At 58.0% G+C, this 23,788-nt stretch carries 25 protein-coding genes and 1 pseudogene; 9 read left to right on the forward strand and 17 right to left on the reverse strand.

Annotation, left to right across the window (positions count from 1 at the left end; all coding sequences use genetic code 11):
• Positions 1-97 precede the first annotated feature (97 nt).
• From ASD54_RS06560 to ASD54_RS06590, 6 genes and pseudogenes are all read right to left on the reverse strand, one after another.
• A pseudogene (locus ASD54_RS06560) lies at positions 98-562 on the reverse strand (recombinase family protein); the annotation flags it as partial.
• A 256-nt stretch (positions 563-818) separates the two neighbouring features.
• On the reverse strand, positions 819-2,276 hold the full coding sequence (locus ASD54_RS06565) for an SEFIR domain-containing protein (RefSeq protein WP_062553825.1): 1,458 nt from the start codon (positions 2,274-2,276) through the stop codon (positions 819-821).
• 21 nt (positions 2,277-2,297) lie between these two features.
• Positions 2,298-2,960: an RloB family protein gene (locus ASD54_RS06570; protein ID WP_062553826.1), complete on the reverse strand. Its 663-nt coding sequence runs from the start codon at positions 2,958-2,960 to the stop codon at positions 2,298-2,300.
• Positions 2,961-2,974: 14 nt separating this feature from the next.
• A complete protein-coding gene (locus ASD54_RS06575) occupies positions 2,975-4,204 on the reverse strand; it encodes an ATP-binding protein (protein WP_062553827.1) in 1,230 nt (409 codons plus the stop codon).
• Positions 4,205-4,681: 477 nt separating this feature from the next.
• Complete coding sequence (locus ASD54_RS06585) at positions 4,682-4,933, reverse strand: hypothetical protein (RefSeq protein ID WP_062553829.1); 252 nt, start codon at positions 4,931-4,933, stop codon at positions 4,682-4,684.
• Between the two features lie 71 nt (positions 4,934-5,004).
• The gene (locus ASD54_RS06590; protein WP_062553830.1) at positions 5,005-5,496 is read right to left on the reverse strand and encodes a hypothetical protein; all 492 of its coding nucleotides are present in this window, start codon (positions 5,494-5,496) and stop codon (positions 5,005-5,007) included.
• A gap of 231 nt (positions 5,497-5,727) precedes the next feature.
• Here ASD54_RS06590 and ASD54_RS06595 point away from each other — a divergent pair, with 231 nt between their 5' ends.
• The 3 genes from ASD54_RS06595 to ASD54_RS06605 all read left to right on the forward strand — a co-directional run bounded on the left by ASD54_RS06595 (position 5,728) and on the right by ASD54_RS06605 (position 8,015).
• Entirely contained in the window at positions 5,728-7,158 is a 1,431-nt protein-coding gene (locus ASD54_RS06595; RefSeq protein ID WP_062553831.1) for a hypothetical protein, read from the forward strand.
• Positions 7,159-7,333: 175 nt separating this feature from the next.
• A complete protein-coding gene (locus ASD54_RS26510; protein ID WP_156379109.1) occupies positions 7,334-7,489 on the forward strand; it encodes a hypothetical protein in 156 nt (51 codons plus the stop codon).
• Between the two features lie 34 nt (positions 7,490-7,523).
• Positions 7,524-8,015: a hypothetical protein gene (locus tag ASD54_RS06605; RefSeq protein ID WP_062553833.1), complete on the forward strand. Its 492-nt coding sequence runs from the start codon at positions 7,524-7,526 to the stop codon at positions 8,013-8,015.
• Positions 8,016-8,280: 265 nt separating this feature from the next.
• Here ASD54_RS06605 and ASD54_RS06610 read toward each other — a convergent pair whose 3' ends face one another.
• Both ASD54_RS06610 and ASD54_RS06615 read right to left on the reverse strand, forming a co-directional pair.
• Complete coding sequence (locus ASD54_RS06610) at positions 8,281-8,961, reverse strand: DNA methyltransferase (RefSeq protein WP_082547113.1); 681 nt, start codon at positions 8,959-8,961, stop codon at positions 8,281-8,283.
• A complete protein-coding gene (locus tag ASD54_RS06615; RefSeq protein ID WP_062553834.1) occupies positions 8,958-9,176 on the reverse strand; it encodes a hypothetical protein in 219 nt (72 codons plus the stop codon). Before ASD54_RS06615 ends, ASD54_RS06610 begins: the two co-directional genes overlap by 4 nt.
• 1,151 nt (positions 9,177-10,327) lie before the next feature.
• On the opposite strand from ASD54_RS06615, the gene ASD54_RS06620 reads away from it, so the two are divergent.
• Together ASD54_RS06620 and ASD54_RS06625 are read left to right on the forward strand one after the other, a co-directional pair.
• A complete protein-coding gene (locus tag ASD54_RS06620; RefSeq protein ID WP_062553835.1) occupies positions 10,328-11,227 on the forward strand; it encodes a phage integrase N-terminal domain-containing protein in 900 nt (299 codons plus the stop codon).
• Entirely contained in the window at positions 11,224-11,538 is a 315-nt protein-coding gene (locus ASD54_RS06625) for a hypothetical protein (protein ID WP_062553836.1), read from the forward strand. The genes ASD54_RS06620 and ASD54_RS06625 overlap by 4 nt, the downstream gene beginning before the upstream one ends.
• A 63-nt stretch (positions 11,539-11,601) precedes the next feature.
• Here ASD54_RS06625 and ASD54_RS06630 read toward each other — a convergent pair whose 3' ends face one another.
• On the reverse strand, positions 11,602-12,183 hold the full coding sequence (locus ASD54_RS06630; RefSeq protein WP_062553837.1) for a hypothetical protein: 582 nt from the start codon (positions 12,181-12,183) through the stop codon (positions 11,602-11,604).
• 5 nt (positions 12,184-12,188) lie between these two features.
• Positions 12,189-13,256 carry a MobA/MobL family protein gene (locus ASD54_RS06635; RefSeq protein ID WP_082547119.1) on the reverse strand — a complete coding sequence of 356 codons (1,068 nt, stop codon included), beginning with the start codon at positions 13,254-13,256 and terminating at the stop codon, positions 12,189-12,191.
• A gap of 180 nt (positions 13,257-13,436) precedes the next feature.
• On the opposite strand from ASD54_RS06635, the gene ASD54_RS06640 reads away from it, so the two are divergent.
• A complete protein-coding gene (locus ASD54_RS06640; protein WP_062553839.1) occupies positions 13,437-15,545 on the forward strand; it encodes a type IV secretory system conjugative DNA transfer family protein in 2,109 nt (702 codons plus the stop codon).
• On the opposite strand, the gene ASD54_RS06645 is transcribed toward ASD54_RS06640, so the two are convergent.
• Positions 15,535-15,888, reverse strand: coding sequence for an SHOCT domain-containing protein (locus tag ASD54_RS06645; RefSeq protein ID WP_062553840.1), 354 nt, complete (start codon positions 15,886-15,888; stop codon positions 15,535-15,537). The two genes, ASD54_RS06640 and ASD54_RS06645, sit on opposite strands and share 11 nt — an antisense overlap.
• A 519-nt stretch (positions 15,889-16,407) precedes the next feature.
• Entirely contained in the window at positions 16,408-17,643 is a 1,236-nt protein-coding gene (locus ASD54_RS06650; protein ID WP_062553841.1) for a replication initiator protein A, read from the reverse strand.
• A gap of 266 nt (positions 17,644-17,909) precedes the next feature.
• On the opposite strand from ASD54_RS06650, the gene ASD54_RS06655 reads away from it, so the two are divergent.
• Complete coding sequence (locus ASD54_RS06655) at positions 17,910-18,599, forward strand: ParA family protein (RefSeq protein ID WP_062553842.1); 690 nt, start codon at positions 17,910-17,912, stop codon at positions 18,597-18,599.
• Complete coding sequence (locus ASD54_RS06660) at positions 18,599-18,994, forward strand: hypothetical protein (RefSeq protein WP_062553843.1); 396 nt, start codon at positions 18,599-18,601, stop codon at positions 18,992-18,994. The genes ASD54_RS06655 and ASD54_RS06660 overlap by 1 nt, the downstream gene beginning before the upstream one ends.
• 12 nt (positions 18,995-19,006) lie before the next feature.
• Here ASD54_RS06660 and ASD54_RS06665 read toward each other — a convergent pair whose 3' ends face one another.
• The 3 genes from ASD54_RS06665 to ASD54_RS06675 all read right to left on the reverse strand — a co-directional run bounded on the left by ASD54_RS06665 (position 19,007) and on the right by ASD54_RS06675 (position 21,150).
• A complete protein-coding gene (locus tag ASD54_RS06665) occupies positions 19,007-19,546 on the reverse strand; it encodes a hypothetical protein (RefSeq protein ID WP_062553844.1) in 540 nt (179 codons plus the stop codon).
• A gap of 122 nt (positions 19,547-19,668) precedes the next feature.
• Positions 19,669-20,682 (reverse strand): hypothetical protein, encoded by a 1,014-nt coding sequence (locus tag ASD54_RS06670; RefSeq protein WP_062553845.1) that lies wholly within the window; start codon positions 20,680-20,682, stop codon positions 19,669-19,671.
• Between the two features lie 114 nt (positions 20,683-20,796).
• The gene (locus ASD54_RS06675; protein ID WP_062553846.1) at positions 20,797-21,150 is read right to left on the reverse strand and encodes a DUF3768 domain-containing protein; all 354 of its coding nucleotides are present in this window, start codon (positions 21,148-21,150) and stop codon (positions 20,797-20,799) included.
• Positions 21,151-21,590: 440 nt separating this feature from the next.
• Between ASD54_RS06675 and ASD54_RS06680 the strand changes: the two genes are divergently transcribed.
• Positions 21,591-22,373 carry a hypothetical protein gene (locus ASD54_RS06680; protein WP_062553847.1) on the forward strand — a complete coding sequence of 261 codons (783 nt, stop codon included), beginning with the start codon at positions 21,591-21,593 and terminating at the stop codon, positions 22,371-22,373.
• Between the two features lie 43 nt (positions 22,374-22,416).
• Here ASD54_RS06680 and lepB read toward each other — a convergent pair whose 3' ends face one another.
• A complete protein-coding gene (lepB, locus tag ASD54_RS06685) occupies positions 22,417-22,923 on the reverse strand; it encodes a signal peptidase I (protein WP_082547115.1) in 507 nt (168 codons plus the stop codon).
• A 296-nt stretch (positions 22,924-23,219) separates the two neighbouring features.
• A complete protein-coding gene (locus tag ASD54_RS06690; protein ID WP_156379110.1) occupies positions 23,220-23,729 on the reverse strand; it encodes a hypothetical protein in 510 nt (169 codons plus the stop codon).
• Positions 23,730-23,788: the final 59 nt, after the last annotated feature.

Below are 23,788 nucleotides of genomic sequence, written 5' to 3' on the forward strand. Positions count from 1 at the left end.
GCTTCGCGTTTCCGCCGGTTGCTCCCACCGCGCCATTTCGCGTAACAAAAAACGCCGAGGCTCTAATCACCGCCGGATGAAAGTTCAGTGGCAGGTCAATGGCCTTGGCGGCACGCTTGTCGTCATCATTAAGCTTGGGGCGTCGCCCGCCTTTACGCCCTCGCGCAACCGCCGCCCGCAAGCCCTCGATCGTACGTTCCCGGTTCAAGTCCAGGAAGTATTCTGCCATGGCGCCATGGATCTGAAGGAAGAACCGGCCCTGGGCGCTTTCGCTGTCAAGCTCTTCGGTAAGGCTTCGGAACTTGATCCCGTCTGCACGCAGACGGTCAATCGTCCGCATCATTTCCACAAGAGAACGCCCGAGGCGATCGAGTTTCCATACGACCAGGACATCGTCCGGACGAAGATAGGCGAGGGCGGCTTCCAGTTCCGGACGTTTGCTGCCAGCCTTGCCTGATTTTTTCTCCTCAAAGATCTTCTCGCATCCGGCACGCTGAAGCGCGTCCCTCTGCATGTCGAGGTTCTGATCAACGGTCGAAACGCGCGCGTATCCAATCTTCATGTAAGGATAGTGAGACAACCACGTTTTTCTGTCAAATGATTTCCTAACATATTTTCCTAACAAAAAAGCCGCCGGTTAGGCGACTTGTGGGGAGGGGAGGGAGGCATGTAAGGAAAACGGTCGTTTTGCTTATATATTCGGAGGCGCCCGTCATGCTGGTTTCTTCTCAAGAGCAACAATGCATCTGACCCCAAAGCTGATCCGCAAGCCTAATGGCTTTAGTCCTGAAGAGAAATGAGCGGTTATCGACATTCTGTTAGGGCGTGGTGTCCAGATTTGCATATCCTAAGAGAGCATTAACGTTTAGGCGCTCAAACTGCCATTTGGGAATACGATCTGGACTTGAAAGAATAGCTGTCAGCACATCTCCCAATTGAGCCTTGCTATTTACACCCAGGAGAGGCGTGAGCTTCGCAAAGTACTTCTTTGACTTCGCGCGGGAAAACATCTCGAACGAACCTCCAAACCTGTCTGCGTAAAGCAGAGTTTCAGGCCACCAGCGGTGCCATTCCCCGAACATGGAACCCCGTAGGTAGAGCACAAAGTCCGCTGCCATCACGTACTGGAAATCAACTCCGGTACCCTTGTTGCGTTCACTCAGCATGTCCGCCCGGACAGAGAGTCGATTGAGCTTCAGGCGATTGTTGCGATGCTCTAATGATCGCATATAACCTCTAAAAACTGTAAACGGCTGCATTAGATTATCGCCGCCACTACGTTTCCTCGAATAATACTCGTTCTCCATAAAAGTCGCCGCTGCAGCATACTTCTCATATTTAAGAAAGGCACCGAGACAATAGAGAAACAGTTCATGAATAATAAAATGGTAATTGTCGAAATCCCATTCTGTCCATTGGCCAGCGTTTTGCGGCGGGTGCAGGTACGGAATGCATTTTTCGAAGAAACGGTGTAGGACTTCTGTCATTTCCAGGTTGGGCTGAAACCGAGCGCATAACAGAAACAACTCGATAAGTTCGTTTCGATACGGTGAGAACTCGTTGACGCTCGCAACAACGATATCATCGAAGGTCTCTCTTGTTGTTGGTTCGGTTTTTATGCGAAAAGCTTCAAGACCTTGGACTATAGTCTCCAGATATTCGCCAGTAAGAGCCACTACATTTGATGAGCTGTTCCTAATTGCATCACATGCACGGCGGAAGCTGACTGAACTGGCGATCTTACTTGGTGCACGCTGAGCGTCGATAAAGGACGGCTTTGTTCCTTTTTCCGGTCGGATATAAAGGGGTTGACCCCATGCCCACCGGACGATTTTATCGAACTCTTCGCCGTAGGTCGCGGGGTTGGACAAATCAAAGTAGATACGGCTACCGTAATACGCGGGGAGAAACGCTTTGCCGTCTGCATTTCGCTCTCTCACGACCGCGACGAACTTGTCCTGTCTGCTCTGAGCATAGATTTTCGGGGTAATGATCTGCGCCTCAGTTCCCGCTCCGCCAGCACGACCGTCAGACTTCGTAGCGTAAACCTCATCGCATATCAAAATGACCTTGGTGACTGACGCGTCAGTCACCATGCTTTCCATAAAAGCGTTCGCATCATGTCCCGGTTGCAGGTCCCACTTATCAAGAATGACGTCTATGCCTTGGCTGGCAAGCTCCTCTGCAAACTTTACAACCCATGCCTCGTGGTCCTGATTGCTCCAGCTGTAGGAGATGAAAAGCTTAGGCTCTGGTATGGAAACAGAATTTGTCATACTCAAACTCCCCCAATTATTTTAGCTGAACCGATTGGCGATCTTTAGCAACTCGCCCGTCAGCAAGTCAGCGTCAGTGTAAGGGTCGGTACCATTGTGTGACGTATACCTAGCCCGTAGTGCCTCCGCGCGTGCCGTGGCGTCGGCAATCCGATCCTTTGTCTCTTGAAAGACAGTCAGACTGTTCTTGGCATAGCTCGGATAGAATGCCGGCTTTTTCAGCTCGGCATAGACCTGGTTGCGATGGATTGGGGCCAGGACATCCCGGAAATGCAGGAGAATCCAAAGCTCGAAGTTTGGCACGGAGGGAATTGCCTGGAACTGCACCTTCGCCTTCAGGTCGTTCTTCAATGTCTCGTGGGTCGCCTCGGCCTTTGCCAGAGCATTATGGTAACTGTCGTGATCGTCGCGATCAAAGACCACATAGACGCGGTCAAACCCCTTTGCCTCATTGAAGCGATCAATGGCATACTCCACGATCTGAAGTGGGGCCGTGCCGTAATCTGAGGGAACAATCGCAATATCTGCGTTCGGCAAGCGCTTCTCGCGCCGTATCGCGCTGAAATAGTTTACCTCGGTCTTCGACCCCTCGCAAACGATCAACATGCGGTCATAGGGCCGTCTACGACCCGCCTTGCGGACAATGCGGTCTTCCTTCCGCTCAAAGCGGTGACGTTTCGCCAAAAAATGCTCTTTCCTTACCCCAGTATCGGAATGCCACCATACCGACCGCCTAGATAACCCTTTTCAAGGGCTTCACCCTTACGGGGCGAAAATTCCAGCAGCGGGAAAAGGTGAGACGCCTGGTCGTTGTCTTTCTCAGTAAACCACACCTGGTCACGACGCAGTTTGCCCCCGTCGAGCAACGACACGTCATGGGTTGAGAAAATCAACTGGGCGCCCTTCCGATTCAACTCAGGGTCATTAAACATCTGGACGATCTTCAAAACAAGAAGGGGGTGGAGGCTACGGTCAAGCTCATCCACCACTAAGATGCGGCCAAGATTTAAAATATCTAAGATAGGGCCTGCTAATTCGAACAGGATCTGTGTTCCCGCAGACTCCTCACTAAAATCGAACTTATAAACCTGCCCTCCTACCATATGGCCGAACTGCGGCACGTCAAATTCGGCATCGTTGATTTCGGGCGCTCCTCCTGGGAAACTCACCTGGAACTGGCGCCCCATCCGCTTTTCTACAGAGATCGTGGAGATCCCCGTATCCGCTGCGCTCATGACCGATTGGACACGTTCTTGATTGCTTCTGCTTTGTACGTAGCCAGCCGTAAAGCCGAAGCCAATGCCCGGGCCGTCCGGTAAAATAACAAGATCTTCCGCAAAACGTTGATACAGTGGTTTCAGCTGCTCATTATTCAGTTGGACAGCTGTAGTAAGGAACAATACCTCCTTACGGGTCGAGGCTTCCCAGACCTTCTTCTGCCCTACGAAATAGTCACTGTAGGTATACTCGTATTTACGTTTCTTTTCATTAAAGGTGCGCGAAAACCAGACTTGAGGTTTAGCCTTTTCATAGACGAGGAGCCATTCGCTCAGGATCTGACGGCGATTAAGCTCAAAACCATACTGGTAACGAGTTCGGTCGATAAGAAAGGTGGCTTCAAACCGGGTCGGATGGTCAGTGTGGTCGGGTCTTAGCCGAAACGGGGCCAGTGCACTTTCCTGGTCAGGTTGAATCTGATTGGAGGTAATCACCATTAACTGCATGAATTGCAGAGCACGAATAACATTAGATTTCCCGCTGGCGTTTGCGCCATAAATCGCGGCGGTATTCAGGATACGCTTTACTTTATCTAAACCGCTCGCACGCGTATGGGTACGCTCAAGCGTCGTATCGGCGCTAGCAGCCATACTGAAGGCTGCTTCGTCCCTGAAAGAGCGGAAATTCGTAAAGCGAAAATCAAGCAACATTTTTGGTATCAATCCTGTTTATACCTATAAAATGCACATTTCCTGCATACTGGCAATTTATTTCGGCAATTAGACAGGATTAGATTGATTGAGGTTACAAGTTTCTGAATGGATGCAGCTCCTGCAACCCTGCCTGACCGACGAGGTCTGGGGGTAGCAAGGGCAAGGAATGAGGGCGGCGGGCGCACAAGCGCAGCGCGGAGCCTCGGGAGACCGCCCCCTTGCCCGCGCGAGGGGCAACGCCCCTGAGCCAACTTCCCGGATCAACCGCTTTTGGCGCGATCCGGGTCAGACAATGAAGAATATCGGAGACCTCAGCATAGCGACGGCCACAGGCCGGGAGGACGGGCATTCTCGTCACGTCAAAGCCGGACCAAAGGGTAGCCGCAGGAGCCTTCGCAGCGCGACCCGCAGGGAAAGGCGGGACCGACTGCCCCCGGCACTGGCGTTCCGTATGTCGGGCGCCATCATCGATGACTAGTGAACCGTCTCACTGGCTAGATCGATATAGCGGCCCAGGCTGCGCAAATGGGCGACAATATCGAGCAGGAGATGGTCTCGCCCTCCGTAGCGTTGGCAGACCGCGTGGACCTCAGCGGAGACGCGTTCGATGTCATCTTCGGGAACGTCAATTTCACCGAAAACATAGGAATCATGCCCCACGGCTGTCACCGGGCAACCGGTGGCCAGGATGTCCTCGATAAAAGCTGGGATGTCATCTTTGGTCATGGCAGTCTCCTTTCCGGAGCCAAGCCTAGCCAGTCAGACCATCGTGGCAATTGTAGGATTCACAGTAGCTGTCAAATGCCCAGCGACCGATGGCTGAAACGTCCGTAGGCCTCCAGAAATGTCTCTGACAGTTCGACAGCCAGGGCATCCGCGACCGGAAAGGTGACAACTCGGGCTTTGCCACGCCGTTCGGGCGTCCGACCTACAAGCGCATGCAGCGGCACCCAGTAGAAATGATCAGGGTGCTCTAGATCCAGGCAGGCAAAGTTGACCGACAGATGAAAGAACGCCGCAAAGCAGGCGAGCTTGTCGACTTCGCCGACCTCGAACAGCAGATGGTCGTCATAGGCAGATTTAGCCTTCACATCGAAGGCCACCATTCCGGCGTGAGGGATACCGACCAGATAGTCCGGACGCTTGATCTTGCCCCGAAGACGATCCGGCACGTTCAGCGGTGACTGCTCGACGTACAGGAACGCGACCCCGGACTGGTTCAACCACGCGCGGAAGGAGGCTTCAGCCTCTTCGCCCTTGGCTTTCAACGCGGCAGGTAGTTGGAACATTGCGGAAGCGTGCCCCCGCAGCCCTCCCTTAGCAAGCGGGGGGCACGCATTCCCTGTAGTGACTGTGGCCAAAGTGCACGGGTAGAATGATGCCAGGGCAACCAGGGTTGGGAGTGTGTATATGCCAAAAAGATCGGAAGCCACGCCTCGATCTCATTACGAATTTTCGGCAGAATGACGCGGCCAGGTGGCCAATGCCATTTCAGATTTATGTCTTTGGGAGCCGCACCAATGAATTCATCAGCCTACTGCAGACCGATCTGGCGGAGCCTCATCACGGCATTGCTCACAGTATTCTGGTACACGATGACCAACCCCGCAGCGGCCGCAGATTTCGTTTGTGGAGGTGTCGTGCCTGAAACTGTGCGCGGCGAAAAAATTACGCTTCGCAAGATCCTGCTTCAGGGCAGCATTCTTGCCGGTGACGTTGCCCGCTTCGAAGAAACAGCAAGAAGCTGCGAGCCTAATGGAAAATTTGAGGCAACAGTCGTCGTTATGCATAGCCCCGGCGGTAGTCTCCGTGAGGCCATACGCCTTGGTACCCTGTTTTACGACAATATCACAGGAACACGGGTCGAAGCTGACGGCACATGCTTGTCTGCGTGCGCGATAGCCTTCATGGGTGGGCGCTACCGTGGTGAGTGGGGAAACAGAGCTGAGGCACATGCTTGGCGAACACTTCATCCGACCGCAATCCTGGGCTTTCACGCGCCATTTGTGCCCGAAATTGACATTGGGTCCCCAGAGCGGGCCGCACGGCTTGCGCCTCGATATTACGAGGCGGCAATACAGACGTCCGCCGAGCTTCTGCTTTTCTCCAATCGCGTCGGGTTTTCCGTGGATCTGCTGGAAAAGATGCTTTCGACGCCGTCAGGAGGTTTCGCAACGGTCAAAACCGTGGGTGATCTGGGGCGGTGGGCGATCGATGTGCTTGCTCCCCCTCCGCCTGACACATTCACGGATCTTGAGCTCGCAATTCTCTGCAACAACGTAAAAGGCGGGTGGGATGCTCCGTGGTCCCTCACTACCGAAACAGTGGAGAGCTGGATCAAACATCCCATGGTCGCGCCTCATAGACAGATAGTGTTTTCGAGGGAAGGATATGACGGCTTGATATATGAAGTCGGCAACGACATGAGAGATCAGTGCGACCTGTCCTTCTTTAACGAATTATACAGTTCTCCTGAAGGCATAATGCAATATAGGCAGGAGCATAAGCTCGCTCTGAGCGCTGCCATCCTTCCTTCTGACACGCCGATAGCAACCTTGCCGGGCATTTGGGCATCCCGTACCGCTGTAACGGCAGAACCCTTGTCAGAGCGATGGACGAGCGAAAACGCAGCCATTGAGGTCAATCAAGACAGGATTCCTCCTCTCCGGCTGATAACCCTCAAAGTCAGCTCAACCCCGCGCGGAAAGTCTGTCGGAGGACTGCGAAAGGGAATGACCTTGGCCGAGGGCGTTCTCTATGGATCGCACTTCGCCGGCTCCGTGTCAGTCTTCACCAGTCGATGCGGGCTAGACAGCTTCGATGGGACTGGAGTACTTTCCATTGACCGGAAAAGGCTCACACTTAAGGCATCAAGGCCCGTTCGAGATGAATTGTGCAACAGGACTGGCTGGACGGATTATTCACTCACGCTGGTGGCTGACAGTCGCTAGCCTAGTGTGTGTAGAGGGCGTTCAGGCCCAGGAAACGTCCTATTTTCGCGTGGAGCGCGCTCATGCCGCCTGTTTGCGCGAGAATGCGCTCCGCTACTCTGCCATTGAGCCAATCGTTATCGACCTCAGCCTTTGCCCGAACCTCACGGCATCCACGGACCTGTCAGAGGCCTCCATGAATTCTTTTGTGCCCTCCCTTTCCGTAGAAGGCAGCACCACCAAGATCGATCGCTATGTGGCCTATACCCCGGCACAGCTTGTGTGCCTTTCTAAGCTGTCGATCGACACCACGTCCGAGACCATCCAGCTTCCTAAAGATCCGAAGTGTTAACGTGCGGAGGTATTTAGACAGTCTGGCGTGGTGGTTGCAGGTCCTTGCTAACGGCGCGGTGGTTCTTGGCGTCTGGTTCGCGTTTCAGACCATTCTTGAACAGCAGCGGCAAGGACGCCTTTCCGCGTCCCTGGCCTATCTTAGCAGCTACAACTCCGCCGAGGTCCTCACGGCGCGCAACCACATCATGTCCTCATGGATACGCGCCAAGGTCGGCGATCTGGCCGCACCGCTGGATCGAACAGTGGTTGATCGCATCGTTGCACGAACGGTGTCTCTTTATGAGCAAGAAACCGGGCATGATCTCCGCGTCTCAATCGTCAACATTGCCGACTCCCTCAATTATGCGGCTACCTGTGTCGCAGGCAATGTCTGCGATGGTGAAACGCTCCGCCGGCATCTTGGACATGAAGGCCGCAATTTCTATTGCCTTTATGAAACCTATATCAACAGCGTCCCAGAGCTACGGAGCCTGGTGACGCTGGAACCAGGACGCTCGTTCTTCGTCGGCTCGCGTGCATGCTAAACCACTCATCGAACGTGGGATAGGGCGCGATGCCGCCATGCGGGGCGGTCGGGTCCACCGGTCAAGGCGGGGCGGATTCCGGTCCGTCCGCCGTCCGGTGGCACCCCTTTGGCCTGCCGTCAGGCAGGACAAAACCCGACCGCACCCATGGCGGCGCGCGCCGACGCATCTGGTTCTACCGACCGCAGCTCAGGTCACTACGGCACTAACTGGGAGTGCGTTCCCGGCGCTTCTCGCGGCAGAACCGGGCCTTACGGCCCGATTTTCACCTCAAACGCTGCTTCGCGGTCGTCGCATGAGCTGGGTCTAATTCAATTCCCAGATAGCGGCGGCCCACCTCCCGGGCAGCCACCAGACTGGAGCCGGAGCCCGCAAAGGGGTCCAGGACCAGGCCACCGGGACTGCAATAGGTATCTATCAAAGGCTTCAGGCTCTCCACCGGCTTCTGGGTGGGGTGCAGCCGGTTGCCGGTGTAGGTCCAGGGCCGTACATCCGACAACGGCGGCGCCACCCAGGGGGCGTTGCCCTTCGCCAATACGTAGGCGGATTCGTGCATACAGCGCAAAAGCCGCTCGCTTGACGCATACTCCTTACAGAACACCAGATGGCCTACAATACGGAACCCTGCCGCCCGCCATGCCGCAAAAAACGCATCGGTCTGGGTCCACCCATAGAAGGTAATGCAAAGGCTGCCGGGTTTCAGAAGGCGGTACATCTCCGCATAGGCGGGTTTCAGCCAATCGGTGTTGTCATCGTTGGCGACCGTCCGCCCCAGGCGGTCACGGTAACCACAGACGTAAGGCGGGTCGGTCAACACCATATCGACGCTGCCACCGCGCAGACGTGGCATTATCTCCAGGCAATTCCCCTGGAGGATGCGGTTCTGAACGAACGGGCGCTGGCAGACGGATGGACCGTCTGCCGCCCGGGGAAGGGCGGGGCTCATCGCCCTGCCTTCCCGTTGGCCTGGTCATCCTGCCCTTTGGGCGGACGGACCACCAGGCGACCGTTCAGCGGCAATGCGGTCAGCGTGAGGTTGAGGCCTTCGCCGTCGGCGTGCTGCCATGCGGCACCAACCTTGGTCCAAAAGGCGTTATCGCCTTCGCCCTCGACCACATAGACGTTGTGGGTGGGTCGGCTGCTGGCGTTGCGGTTTTTCATGTGGGGATACTCCCGTTGGTTAGTCCGGTCACGCCCTTCGCGACCGGTCGGGCGGCGTTCAGCCCCGCTGAAGGCGCCGTGCAATGGAGGGTCCGACCGAGGGCTCCCCCGGGGATACGGTTGGATGCCTTGCCCGGCGCATTCACGGGGGTAGACCCCGACTTTTGCGGTCGTGACGGGCGTGAGCGGACCCACGGGAGCCCGCATTCCGCAACGCCAGCAGCCGACCCAGCCAGTCCGATGGGTCAGGAGAGGGGTCGCATTGGACCAAGGTTGGTGCCGCATGGCAGCAGCGGTGTCCCCAGATCCCGGAGAGGCAGGTTCGTGCATCTGGTTTCCGGAGCATCAGGACACCTGGCAGAAAAGCCGGGGCTTCAAGGCCCGTCCGTTTCCGTGCAGGCTGGGAGGCCAAGAGAAGGGAAGCGGAGCGCCCATCACTCGAAGCGACCGGAGCGCAGGCCCTAAGCCTGCACGCGGCTGGGCAGGGGAGTGCCGTGAACTCCCGTTGGGCTGACGGCAACGGCAGACCACAGAGGGCGGGTGCGGGAGGGCATCCCTCCCGCTGGCCGTTGCACAACCGTTGCAAGAACGTTGCAAACAGGTGTTGCGAGGCCACCACGGGCGACCGGAACGGTCAGCCCTGTCACTACCGCAGCGCAGGTAGTGACAGGGCGGGCCGCTGGCGCGGCCTTCGCTTTGGGCAGGCGGGTGCGGCGACGTCAGTTACGGATAAAGGACGGGTCCATAAGGGAGTGGCGAGGTTTGCTCGAACTTCGCCAGCGCTGGAACCGAGCCATCTTTGCAACAACCCCACGGGCCATTGCCGCCCCTTTTGACCGGAAAGGATAACCGAACATGCATTTCCACCCGACGCGCCGTCCGGCGCACCACGAACACCCCCGCCCACATGCACGGCCCCACGGGCACGACACGGGGGAGCCCAAAGAGGCAACCACTGAAAGGAACGCACGATGACAGACCGCATGACACAACGGCCCGCAATCGGGCGCCACCACAAGGAGACTACGAGTCCGTAGAAACGGAGATAACAACAGGGAGTATCCGGCCTTTTGCTTGCCACTGGCAAGCGCATGTGATGCCGCACGCGGCACTCATGTAGGTCATTAAAACTTAGCAGAACCCACATAACCATGGACGACTTGAGCTTTAGCCTGAAAACCCTCTGTACCCGCTCGGGTGAGGGGAGTTTTGGCACCCGTGCGCTGCGGCAGCGGGGCTTGTTGGCCATGGCCGATGATTTAAAACACATGGGCTACCGTCTGCCCGGCGCACAAAGCCTGAAAGGCAAACATGTCGCCGCGCTGGTGGCCCACTGGAAGACCAGCGGACTGTCGGACCAGACCATCCGCAACCGTCTCACCTGGCTGCGCTGGTGGGCCTACCAGGTTAACAAACCCGGCCTTCTGCCGAAGACCAATGACACGTTCGGCCTTGCCGAACGGGGGCGGTATTCCGGCAACAAGGCCAAGCGGCTGGAGCAGGCGGCGCTGGAGCGCATCCCCGACGCGCGTATCCAGCTTGCCCTGAAACTCGAAGCCGCCTTCGGCATGCGCCGCGAAGAGGCACTTAAATTCCGGCCCGCGATTGCCGACAAGGGCGACCGCATCGCCCTCAAGGCCAGCTGGTGCAAGGGCGGACGCTACCGGGAAATCCCCATTACCCACGACAAGCAGCGCGCCCTCCTCGACGAGGTGCGTACCGTGGTGGGCGACGGCTCACTGATTGGCACCGGTCGCAACTACCACCAGGCACTGAAGTCCTATGAAAACCAGCTGATCAAGGCAGGCATCAGCAACGCCCACGGCTACCGCCATGCGTATGCCCAGTGGCGCTACAAGCAGCTCACCGGCTGGTCGTGCCCCGCAGCAGGCGGGCCCACCGTGGACACCCTCTCTCAGGCGGAGGCTGCGCGCGACCGCGCGGCACGCCTGGAGATCTCCCACGAGTTGGGCCACGGACGCCTCGATGTCACCGACACCTACCTCGGTAGACGCTTTGCGCCGACGTCCAAACGGGAGGATGCGGCATGAGCAAGGCTTCCATCCTTCAGCGTGTTCAGGAGATGACCCGGCAAGCCCGCGAACGCGAAGCGGAAAAGCTCCTTGCACTCACCCAGGTCAAGCAGGCGATCGCCAGCGCTGCCGCCGAAGGATTTAACCGCGTGGTCATCGCGCCCGCCAAACCGCTGGACCTCACCCAGACCGACACCGCCCGTACCACCATGGCCCAACTCCAAAAGGATGGCTTCCGGATAGAATGGGAGGTCCGTCTGCTACCAGATAACACATCGTATCAGGCGCTTGTGGTCAGCTGGCCCGACCCTGAACGACCACGCACCTGACGCATATTCAGGCAGTACCATGACAGCGGCCCACTGCGCTATCCGCGCCGAAGGAAGCTCAACCTAACGACCCCGCTCATCCTCCCTCCCCCGCCGCCTCGGAGGCGCCGAAGATGGCTTTCGCGTCTCTTTCGGACGGTTGAGGATGTCCTTGACCGAAAACCCCTTCCCCGGCGTCTGGTGCGGCGCTGGCACCGCGTCCTGCGCGGGCCGCTTCAGCAGCCGCGACAGGAACGACGCTTTGGTATCCGGCGGACCGGAACCGCGCGCCTCCCGATGGGCTCGCTCCGCCCCGCGCAACCGGTCAGCTTTGGTCTCATAGTCAAGCAGATGCTCAGGCAAGCGACGGCGCGCAAGCAAGGCATCGCGCCGCTTATACCTCGCCCCCCGGCGTAAACCGCCACGCGACAGCAGGCTGCCCGGACGGCGCCCGTAGGCGCGACTTTTCGGATCGCGGAGCTTGTCGAAGACGAACCTGTCGCCCTTCTCAGCCCTTGCATCCTGAATGCGGTTCATCGCGCGCTTCGGCGACAGGAAGCTCCGCTGCATCAGATCGTTCAACCGATTGCGGCTGGTGCGTTCCTGGAAACGCGCCTGCGCCAGTTCGTCATCCGTTAGGGCGCGGTCCTGATCGTCCACCGCCATCGCGCTTATCGCTCCCTCTCGTCATCATCGCGACCACTCCTTGGCCGGAACGGTTGCCGCTGTTGCGGACCATCGCGTGACGGCGGGCTCTTGGCAACGGGGGGAGCGCCAGGCCGCAGGATCGATTTTACGGAAAACCCGGGCGAGCCCTCCCCTCCGGATTGGCGCGCCTCGCGCTGGCGCTGCATCACATCACGGAAGGCACGTGGTTCCGGGCTTGCGGCCTCCCGTCGGCCGTCAGGCGGCAGGTGCACGCGGCGCAACCCGTCCAGCTCGTCACGCTGGCGGGCGTCATCCAGGGCTTGCCAGTAGTCGCGCGGACGTTCCTGGTTAAACTCGTGCCGGGTTCGCCCCCGATCAAGCGAGGGATAATCCACTCGGCGCTGGGGCGAGCGCGCGCCCGGACCATTGCGGAAGTTTCGCGGACGCGACAAGGGCCTGCGCCCGCGCTCCTGTGCCGCGCGGCTGCGCGGCCCCTCATGCACTTGCGGCTCGCGCTCAATGCCCTGCGCCTGCAAGGTGCGGGCATCAATTCGCTCGGGCCTCCCTGCCCTCTCCAGCGCCCGGTTGGCGTGGTCCTGCCACAGGTCGCGCAAGCGCTGAGTTGACCCCCGGTCGGTGGTGCCGAACACCCGCTTGCCGGTTTCCGGATCGCGATCCCGGATAAGCAGGTGACAATGTGGGTTCGCCGCATCCTTGCCCTTGTCATGATGGGCCGCCAGCCACGGCGCCCTCCCCCCGGTGACTTCCTCGGCATACCCCTTCACCAACTCATGCCGTTGCTCGGCTGTCAGTTCCTTCGGAAGAGCCAGCATCAGTTTATCGGCAACACGCCCGTTCTTGCGCCCGGTGTCTTCGGCGCCGTTGAAGTAGCCGCGTGCACCGTCGCGGTCCACCGGCAGGCGGGCGCCGTCCAGGTGCCCAAGGGCACGGCTGCGGGTGATGTAATTCACATGCGCACCGGTCGTATAAGGACGATCCTGTGTGCTCTTTCCAATCGGCTTATGGTTCAGGCTGTAAATGGCCATTGGAACCTCAGGCGGTGGGGCGCCGAGTTTTGGAACAAAACTCATAAGTGCGCACTAAGAATGCCTCTACGCTACCAATCCAGCTCAAGAAAGACAAGCGTCCGTCTGACGTGGCCGGGGCATCGTCCCGGACCGGCGCGGACGCGCGGTTGCAGGGCCACCTCTCCAGGTTGCCTAGGCGCCTCTCCTGCGGTTAGGGTGACCTCAGGGTTCTGGGGCGTCGACATGGAAGTGCTGATTGTATTCGTGGTGCTGTGCTTTGCAGGTGGTGTCCTGTACCGGTGGTCGGGAGGCGCAGGCGCAGCAGCAGCCCGACTAAGCCCGCCACCTGTGCCGCCCTCCCCCGCGCCCAGCACCACGCCGGCTTTGCCGCGCCGGAGCCTGGACGATATCGAGACCTTCCACGCCAATGAGCTGAACGTGGTCAGCGTGTCGATCGTGGAACTCCAGCCGGAGCTATTGCGGTCCGTCAGCTTCTATCGGCTCGGTCAGGCCATGGCTGAGAAACTTGGCACCCTTGACCGCCGCGCGGCGGACGACGACTACGTGCTCAAGACGGCAGGAACCGTTCAGCGCGAGTACCTGGCGGAACGCGCCACCCAGGCGCTGCGCAACGCGGTGTTCCAGCGCACGCTGCGGGACCTCTCGGAAGCTGAACGCGCAACACTGCGGCTCAGCGACCTGCTGACCGCCGTCGGTGCCATGGATACGCGGGAACGTCTTCAGATACTCACACCGATCGTCTGGAACGAAGGACGGAGTCTGCTGGCTCCGTCCGGCGCCCTCGGCGCCGCCGACATGCTCCAGGAGCTGCGGCGCCAGCTGACCGTTCTGATCGAGGGCCATCTTGGCCCCGCCAGTGCCTCGGTAGAACGGCTCCAGCACCGGCTCCGTGAGGTTCTTGCCACCCCGGGCACCCTCACCCGGAGCGAACGCGGCTTTCTGGAGCGAATGCTGTATCAGGGCGCCCGCTGGATGTCTGAGGATGCCGCCGCCACAGCTATGGTCCCAAGGCTACCCCCACGCCCCTCCGTGCTGCGCCTCGGTCGTCTCGACGGGACACAGGAAGAGTTGCTCTATGACCGCAACGAAAGCCTGATCACACTCGCGCCGCCAGGCCAGGGCAAAAGCCAGTCGGTACTGCGCAACCTGCTGACGATGGACGGCGGCGCCGTGGTCATCGATATCAAGGGCGAGCTCTATGAGCAGACCGCGCTGTGGCGCGCTCGTAACGTCGGACCGGTCTACCGTTTCGCGCCGTCCGATCCGGCCAACTCGATTTCGTTCAACCCGCTCGACGCCATCCGCCCGGAGGTAGAGGACGCCTACGAGGACGCACGCAAACTGGTCGATCTGCTGATCGTGCCCGCCGACCTGCAAAAGAAGGACTACTGGGATAAGCGTGGCCTTGATGTCCTCGCCGATGCCATTCTGGATACAGCGCTCCATGAGGAACCCGGCGACAATGGCGCCCGCAGCCTCGAAGCGGTCTTCGATCGCCTTTACCTCGAACCTCTCGCCCCCTCGGACGATGGCAGCGGTCACTCCGTGGATACGTTTCAGGGCAGCGAGCTCGAAGCGTGGACCATCCACCTCAAAAACACCAAGGTCAGCAAGCTGGTCCGACTGGGCAAAAGCCTGCCCTCGATGCCACCGAAGGTGCGCGAAAGTGTCATCGAAACCGCCCGCACCAATATCGAGGTCTGGCAGTCACCCCGTATTGAGCGCCTGAGCAAGCTTTCCACCTTCGACCCGCTGACACTCCGGCAAGACAAGGCCACACTCTACATCTGTGTCAGCATGGACGAGCTGGTGGCCTATACCTCCTACATCCGCGCGCTGCTCGGTCAGACGTTCTATACCCTGTGCCGGGGGGAGCCGGACCGTAACGCCCCGGTCGTGACGTTTTTTCTGGATGAGATGCCGAAGCTCAAGCGTCTCGACATTCTGGAAACCGCGCTTGATCTGGGACGCGGCTACGGCGTTCGGCTCTGGATGTTTGCCCAAAACTACGGACAGCTCGCCGAACACTACAAAAACCCCTCAGGGTTCCTGGAGAACAGCTATGTGCGGCAGTTCATGGGTCTCAGCCTGGAGCGCGCTCATGAGTTCAGCCGGTTTCTCGGAGAACGGCGCGGCCTCATCGATGGCCAGCGCAAGCCGCTGGTGGAACCTCATGAACTCGCGGGCCCAGAGTTTCGTGATCTGATCCTGACGGTCTGCCAGGGCCACGAACCGGCGCGCGTGCGCAAGGTCTTTGGCTACGAGGAGCTGGCGGACCGGATCGAGTCCGCCAAAGGCCTTCCCTGCCCAGACGGGCGACTTAAGATCTGAGAATCTGCGCCTTTTGGGCGTCGAACTCGTCTTGGGTAATCATACCCTGCTTGAGAAGCTCAGCGAGTTTCGAAATCTCGTCTGCGACACTGCGCGAGGGCGTCGCGGCGACAGCCAATGTCTCTGGATACGACGCGGTTTCCCGGCTCGTGCTATACTCTCTGCCGATCTTGCCGATGGCGCTTCCGGCCTGAACTGCCGTTTTGCCAAGAGAGAAAAATCCAGACACGCCCATCGCGAGCCCACCGATGAACATCGGCAGTCCGACCACGATCCCAACGCCTGTGGCCATAAACAGCAGCCCAGCCACAAACATGAATGACCCTGTGATTAGTTTGATCATACCCTATCCCCAACTGTAATTTACAACCTTAGGGATAATTCATCTGTAAAGATCGTCAATCTGCCTCATGGCCTGATTGCGTCGACGCTGACCGTTCTGACAAAAATCCAAAATCAAAATTGAAAAAATGTCAGCGTCAGCGTTTTAAAATATGTTTTGACAGTTTTATATAGTTTTATATTAGTTTTAGGTGAAAATTCACGTTTGGAATCATGAGGTTACAGGCGATTTTCGGAGTGAAGTACGGTTTTGACGGAATGATGTACGGCAAAGACGGAATGATGTACGGCGTTGACAGAACGAAGTACGGTATTCGCGGAATGATGTACGGTGCTCTTTGACTTATCCCCACGTTATCCACAGTTTCGCCCCCAACCATGGGATTCCCCAGCGTAGCGGCCATTTTTGTCAAAGTAAGGCGGACCGAAGTACGGTCAATTTTGTCAAAAACGATGCGAGCGCGGGTGTGTGGGATTTTTGTCAAAACCGGGCGGACCGAAGTACGGTGATGTGACAAAATTAGATCGGCAGGGCGATGGCCGTCGCCGGAGGTGGCAGGGCACGCGTCCGGTTGCGCATAACCAGAATCAAATCATGGCCGCGATCTTCCAGTTCCAGGTCATAATCCGGCAGGGGCGTGAGCTTGGTGCTTTCCACGATTTCCTCAACTGCCAGACGGAACTTGCGCATGGGGAGCTTGGACCCGCTGCGCTTGAGCAGTTCCTTGAGCGAGTAGTACGCTTCGCTTTCCCCGGCGGCCTTGCGCGCAAGACGGTAGATGAAGCGCGCCAGAGGCCGCGACAGCAGGAAGTAGTCGGGGTTCAGGGTCAGAATGGTCGGCTTGCCATCCGGCTGGACGACGCCGTCGTAGACCCAGCCCGGGATCTCGATTTCGACCTGGTCGATACGGTCCTGGCTGGTGCGGCTCACGACCTTGTAGCGCCCGATCAGCGGGAATGACTCGGTTTCGCGACGGTCGCGGCGCCCTTCCCCGCCCTTGAGATTGGTGATGCGGATATGGGTGGCCTGGAGGCGCGCCAGCGCCCGCTCCAGATCCTCATACTGCTTGCCGCCCAGTTCGCGGCGGCAGAACTTGAGGATTTCAGCGGCGGACGGACGATAAACCTGCGGCGGGATGCTCGGCTTGAGCCCCTTGGCTTCATCAATGCGGAAGCGCCGGGTGGCCTCCGCCAGATGCGAAATCATGTTGATGACGATATCGTAGTCGTAGGCGGTGGCGATGCCGACCTCGGCGCCGCCTTCGATGGTGATCACCGCATCCTTGAGCTCATACCGGATAACCCCCTGCCCGCCGTTCTTCGACAGCGAGAACGGCGCAATGTCCATCAGATTGAAGTCGTCCTTGAGCGGCGCGTCGTGAACCGACGGCACAAAGAACATCAACTGCGCGTCGTCCATCGGCGCTGGGCGCGAGTTGGTACGACGGGTTTGGCGGTTGGTGGGGATCTCGTGACCTACCAGTTTCTGGACCTCGTCGGAACGGATGGCTTCGGCAAGGCTCTTGAAGCGGGCGGCCAATGGTCCGCCCATGTCTTCCAGACGCAAGTCTGCCATGCTGCGGCGGCTGTAATAGCGGCGAAGACGCGACAGTGCGTCCTTGTCGAGCACGGCGCGGTCATCACCGCGCGCGTCGGCGATCTGGTCGGCGACCTCCTGAAGGTAGGCGTTTTTTTCGTGGAGGGATAACTCCGCGAACGCCTCACGGGTTTTCAGGTGGAGTTTCTTGGTAGCCATGACCGATACCCTACCCCGCCCGCTGAGTCTTGCCAATCAGAATGCCGCAACTTCCAACACTTTGCCGCTCGGGATAACTAACGGCTACCACCTGATACCATAAAGATACCTGAATGGTACCTTATTAGTAGCTAGTAGCTACCAGATATCTTTTTGTTGCAAAGTGGTACCATATGGTAGCCGATAGCTACCGGCTACGGTTGGATAGCTGGTAGCTATCTGTTAGCTTTTCAGCGGTAGGTTGGAACAAACGAGGAGCCTCAAAGATGCCTGTGATCTCATTTGCCAACCCGAAGGGTGGTGCCGGTAAAACCACATCTGCCCTGCTGCTGGCCGGGGAGCTCGCCGCGCGCGGCGCGTCGATCGCCATTGTCGATGCCGACCCGGAGCGCTGGATTTCCCAGTGGGGCAACCTGCCCGGCAAACCGGCCAATATCACCATTATCAGCGACATCACCGAAGATACGATTGTCGATGTGGTCGAAGATGCGTCAGGCGAGTACCAGTTCGTGATCATCGACTTGGAAGGAACGGCCAGCCTCATGGTCGCCAATGCCATCGGCATGTCCGACCTGGTCATTATTCCCACTCAGGGCGCGTCCATGGACGCCAAAGGGGCATCGAAGACCATCAAGCTGATCCGCAACCAGTCGCGGCTTGCCAAGCGCGAGATCCCGTACGCGGTGCTGCTGACCCGTGTCAGCGCGGCGGTGACGTCGCGTTCCCTCAAGAACGTCCGTGACCAGCTGGACGCGGCGGGCATCGAGGTCATGTCCAGCTCTATCGTCGAACGCGCCGCGTATCGCGACCTGCTGGACTTCGGTGGTCTGCTCGGCAACCTCGACCCCAAGCAGGTTAGCAACATCGAGAAGGCCGTTCAGAACGCCATGGAGTTCACTGCCGAAGTGATCGCACGGCTGAAAGCGGTTCAGGCAGAGCAGGGGAGGGCGGCGTAATGACCAACCGTGCAAGTCTCGGCTTTGACGACGACGACGATCTGCCGACGCCCCCCAAGAAGGACCAGGTGTTGGACTTGAGTGAGTTCAAGCCCAAGCCGGTGCAGCGGGTCGACACCACCAAGATTGCGGAAGCGGCTGCCAAAACCAACTTCAAGAGCCGTGAAGCCAAACCCGCAGCGGCTCCTCCGCCTGCGCCGGTCGCCGTTGTGCCCTCGACCAAGGCGGTGCGCCGCCACCGGACAGGCCGCACGGCCCAGCTGAACCTGAAACTGCGTCCCGATACGATCGAAAAGTTCTACGCCGTGGCGGATGCCAACGGCTGGGTATTGGGCGAGGCCTTCGAAAGGGCTGTGGCGATGCTGGAGCAAGCGCAGCAGACCAAGGGGGGCTAACCGAGTCAGCAGCTATTTGACAAGACTGTTGGAGATCCAGACCCAGAGATCACGGCCAAGAGCCTCAAGTTGACCTGTCGGGTCTGAACTCCACGGATTGGGAATGGTCCAGCGCTCGTCCCAGTTTAGTTTCCAGATCTTCGGGAAAAACGCGCGATTGTCACCGCTGTCGCGCGTGAGGATGATAGACGCCGCAACTATGTCGAACCCGGCATTATGAGCGAGCCAGATCATTTTTTTGATATCACCATAATCCTGGCTCGCAACATGGCTGGGCATAATGATCAGCTCGCGGGTCCGCCAGGCAGGATCGCTCTGGTTCAGGGAGTTCTCGACCGATCCATAGGTGTCGCGCTCGGTTTCCTGATACGAGCGCCCATACACGTAGGCGTCGACCGGACGTCCGAAGGGAGTGGTCATCTTCCGCACGCCCTTCTGGAGCTTGTCAATTTCCCACCCCATGCCTTGCGAAACCAGAGCACGGATCATGGTCGTCTTGCCATGATCGTTATTGGCCAATGGAACAACAAACAGGCGCCGACAGAGCCGCATGGTTTTTCCTCACTTCAGTAATTTCGAGAATTTAATAGAATGGCTCTCTCAGCATTCTGTTAGCAAGTCCTCTGATGGGACAGGAAGAGTGTCTCGTGGAAGCGAGATGACGCCAACATTCCTCAAGAAGAGCTGCCCCCAAGCTTTGGCAGAATCTCGACCAGTTTCGTGGTTGCGTTGTCCGACTGGGAAGAGTGCTTCGTATAGCCGGTATCTTGCGGACTAAAAATGCAAGCTGCTGCATGCGTGAGGACAATGTCTCTTCTGTCCTCTCCCGAGGCAGCTTCCGCTAAAGCGTTGAAAGTGAGCAAAGCGTTGTGGCGGTGCTTATTCACAATCGCATTATGCTTATGTGACAGGAAATTTCTGGCGCACAGAAGGAGCATGTAGGCGATTACACCAAAAAGAAGAAACTTGCCTAATGCAAGCTGCACGGCCTCATAGGGAGTGGTTGGTACAAGAAATGGCACCTTATGTATCAGTATCGTGAGTGCGGCGTACAAACCAAGCCCGATTGCGGTCCCTATGGTATATTTTCTCCAGTTGAGAGCATCCGCCTCATGTCTCTCAGCCTCTTCCCTAAAATAGATAGCTTGTTGGGAAACGCCCTGCTCAGCAGCAACCTGTCTGACCTTTTCGAGAATCCGCTCTGCTTCCTCGCGATCCTTTCCAAGCTGGTCCTTCAACTCAGTAGCTTGATCTGTAGCCGATTGGACCGCAGCTCGCGCCTCGCGCTCCAGCGCGGCAAAGTCCCTTTGTCGGCTTGCGAGATAGGCAATAACAGGATGTAAATCTGTAAAGTATTGATCGTACGAATCTTTCAGTTGACCAATGAGCTGGGTACGGGTCGCTGTAGGCGCGGTATCCGTTTCTGGGGAAAATGACAGCACAGATTGGAAGATACTGAACAAAGAATTGGCTCGATCCCGTAACAGGGTCAGGCTGCGATCATTCAAATCGCCTAGGTGGTCCAGAGAGATCTGTTGGAACAGCCGTATCAATCGCTGGGCAGGCTCAACGGCAGCATCGAATGACATTGCCGAACCCAATTCACCACGACGCGGCAGTGTCTCTGTGTCAAAATCCTGTATACGCGCAATCGAACGGCGCGCTTCCTCCAATGTGTTTTCAGGCATGTGCTCCCCCTGTCCCACTAATATTATTGCACAACGCAAGGATGAAATGAAAGTTGTTTGTTAAATCTTACGTTTGAAATCTCAGCTGACTGATAGGGAAGGGCAGGGGAGGAGTTAATACTCCTCCGCCAGCATGATGGTGAGCGCCCGGATGGTCTGCTCCGGATCGGAGGGGTCTTCGGAACCCAAGCCGTCGATATCCAGCTCACCGTCGATGTTCGGCTGGTAGTAGTCGATCTTCCAGAAGATCTTCTTGCCGTCCTGGACGAAGGAACCGAAGTCGTGTTCGCCGTGCGGGTCATTGTCCGGGGTAAAGGCTTCAAAGCTGCGTACCGCATCGATGACCTTGAGCATCTGGTAGCTGGGAAGGCTCATAATCCCCCGGGTGAGGAAGATGCGGCCCCCTTGGCCTGAGCGGCGGAACTGGTCGTTCAGTTCGGCAATGCGGGCGGCTTTTGTGTTGGTCATGGTCGTGGCTTTCGTTGGTTGATGCGCCGGAGCGCACCACCTCAAAAAGCGGAAATCCCAAAGGCGTCCTACCCAACTCGGTCGGTGCGGGCAGGGTATGGATGCCTTTGGGATTTTTGCTTAGGTGTGCCGCATCCTGTCCTGTGCATCACCCGAAAGCCACAGACCATTCCAGCTCACGCCGCTGCTGAAGCTGTAGGCACCTGACCTGACACACATTCCTATTCGGGGCACACTGCGCTCATGAACCTCCGTCTGCTCCTCCCTCTCGTCCTCACCGGTTGCGCTAGCCTCCAACCGGCTGAAGACATTCCGGTGACACGATCCGCCAGCAACGTCGGCAATCCTGCAACGGGGATCACCTGCGATGCCTCCCGGGCCGGACAGATCCGGATTGAAGGAGACCGCGTCCTGGTATGCCGGGACGGAGGAAACTAGCCATGAGCAAGGTCGGTCTCCTTACCCTGACACTTCTCACCGGCTGGACAACGCTGGCCCATGCAGGCGACTGGGGGGATTTCGCGATCGTGTCCACCACCATGGGTGTCTCCGGCTCCCGCATCTGCATCGGCGAGGCCTCGCGCGGTGACATTGGGTGCCCTGCTTATGCCCCCACCATCAGCCCCACCGGCACCCTCAACATCACCTCCGGCATGGCCGCTAACCAAATCAGCCTCACCACCGCAGGCACCACATGGGGCTATCTGGCCAGCACCGCCAACTACATCCCCAACCTTAGCAGCAACAGTATCTCGGCCACCACCATTCGCGCTTCCACGCCCATCGCCAGTAACGACGTCGCCACCAAAGATTACGTCGACTCCACCGTCGCCGGTGCCAGCGGGGGAACGCCTATCATCAGATGTGATTTGACTCCCAATCGCTACACGGGAAATTTGGGTGGAGTATCCGGCGCAAATGCCATCTGCGCAAGCCAGTTTGGTGCAGGATATTCGGCATGGCAGAGCCGTTTGACCTACTTTGGGTTTCCAATCGTACTGGGATGGAGATCGACTTCAGGATACTCAACATTCTGGGATGTAGCAAGAACAGCAGCTGATGGGAGCAATTGCAACAATTGGACCAACGCCACCGATAGTCAGAGTGGATTTTACTACTATAATATCTCAATTAACGCTCAGGGAAACCTCGCATCGGCGAATGGCGGAACGAACACTACGTGCAATAACATTCAGCCAATTCTATGTTGCACCACGCCTTAAACGCCTGGGAAAAATTAAGGTAAACAGCTTTACAGGAACGAAGTTAGCGACCTTCCACCACCCGCCCAATCACATCGCGTCGATGCACCAGCCCGAAGCGTGAGGCATCGAGCGAGCCGCCCTCGTAGGCCCCGAGCAGCAGGTAGGTCTGGGGCGGGATAATCCCACCATAGTCACGCACATACAGCCGCAGCATACGCACGCCTGCGGCCTCCAGCCGGTAGGGCCGTCCGCCTGCGGTTAAGGCCTCGGCGCCATTCACATTCACGCGCCCGTCCTCGGCCACATCCCAGCGATCGCCCGGCTGTGCCACCACCGTCTTCACCAGCGGGATGGGGCTCTGACGGTTGATGAATAGCACCGCCATGCCGCGCTGCGGCACAAACGTGCAGCCGTGTCCGATTTCCACCTGCACCACCGCGCCATCGGCAAAACGCGGCGCCATCGAGCCACCCTGAATGCGGATCGGGCGAATGGTGCAACTTTGTGACGCCCACACTGCATGAGCAGTAAATATACTAAATAATATACAGGTAACGCAGATCCTCATGCTGTCACTGTAAATTATATTTGGGACGTTTAGTCATAAGGGAAAATTTTTATTTCATACAAAACGAAGGAAATTGAATACAACAAGCCAGACTCACGGATCATGACGGTGGATCGATCTTTCAGGCGAAACAGCGCGTGAAGCCAGCAGGTCAAACTCACAGCTGCTGACGGCGCGGCGAGTGACAATTTCGGCTACTTCGTATCCCTCTCCGGCGACACCGCCCTGATCGGGGCATATGCCTATGACGACAAAGGCACAGACTCCGGCTCGGCCTATTTCTTTAGCCCATCGCCCTAATTCAAGCTCCCGCTGGTATTTGCTATAGCACCGCACTGGAAGAACGCTTCTCCGTTTTTGGCAGGGGCGACGGGACGGCTTTTTGTGCCGTAAAACACGACTTTCGCGGTCCGTTCTTCAGGCTGCATGGCGCGACCACCGTTCCCTTCGAAGGTCGAAATCTTTTGGGCAATCCGTTCCATTTCTGGTTTCTCGGCACCTCGATAAGCCGTCGCCACCACAACGAGGCATATGTCCCGAAACCTCTGAAAGGATGTCGGAGTGGAAGCCTTATCGCCATTATTCCAGGCGACCTCCAGCTGATAGGTCGAAGTGCCGTCCATCACAGCGGCGCTCAGCCTTACGGCGTGCCCCATTTCCCAGCTGCAACGAAATGGCAGGCATTCGCCACGGCCCGGGGAAAAATCTAGGGAGAGCTGCTCCGCAGCTTTTGCCAGGGTTGGAAGCACCTGCGCTTGCGGTATTCCGAGATTGTCGGCCTGGGCCAGAGACGTGCCCGCCATCATGCAAAGCCCCAGAGAGATCAAAGCTGATTTCATCAAAGAACCTTTCAGGTGATGACGAG

This window comes from Rhizobium sp. Root149 (assembly GCF_001427345.1).
Taxonomy (GTDB): Bacteria; Pseudomonadota; Alphaproteobacteria; order Rhizobiales; family Rhizobiaceae; genus Neorhizobium; species Neorhizobium rhizoryzae.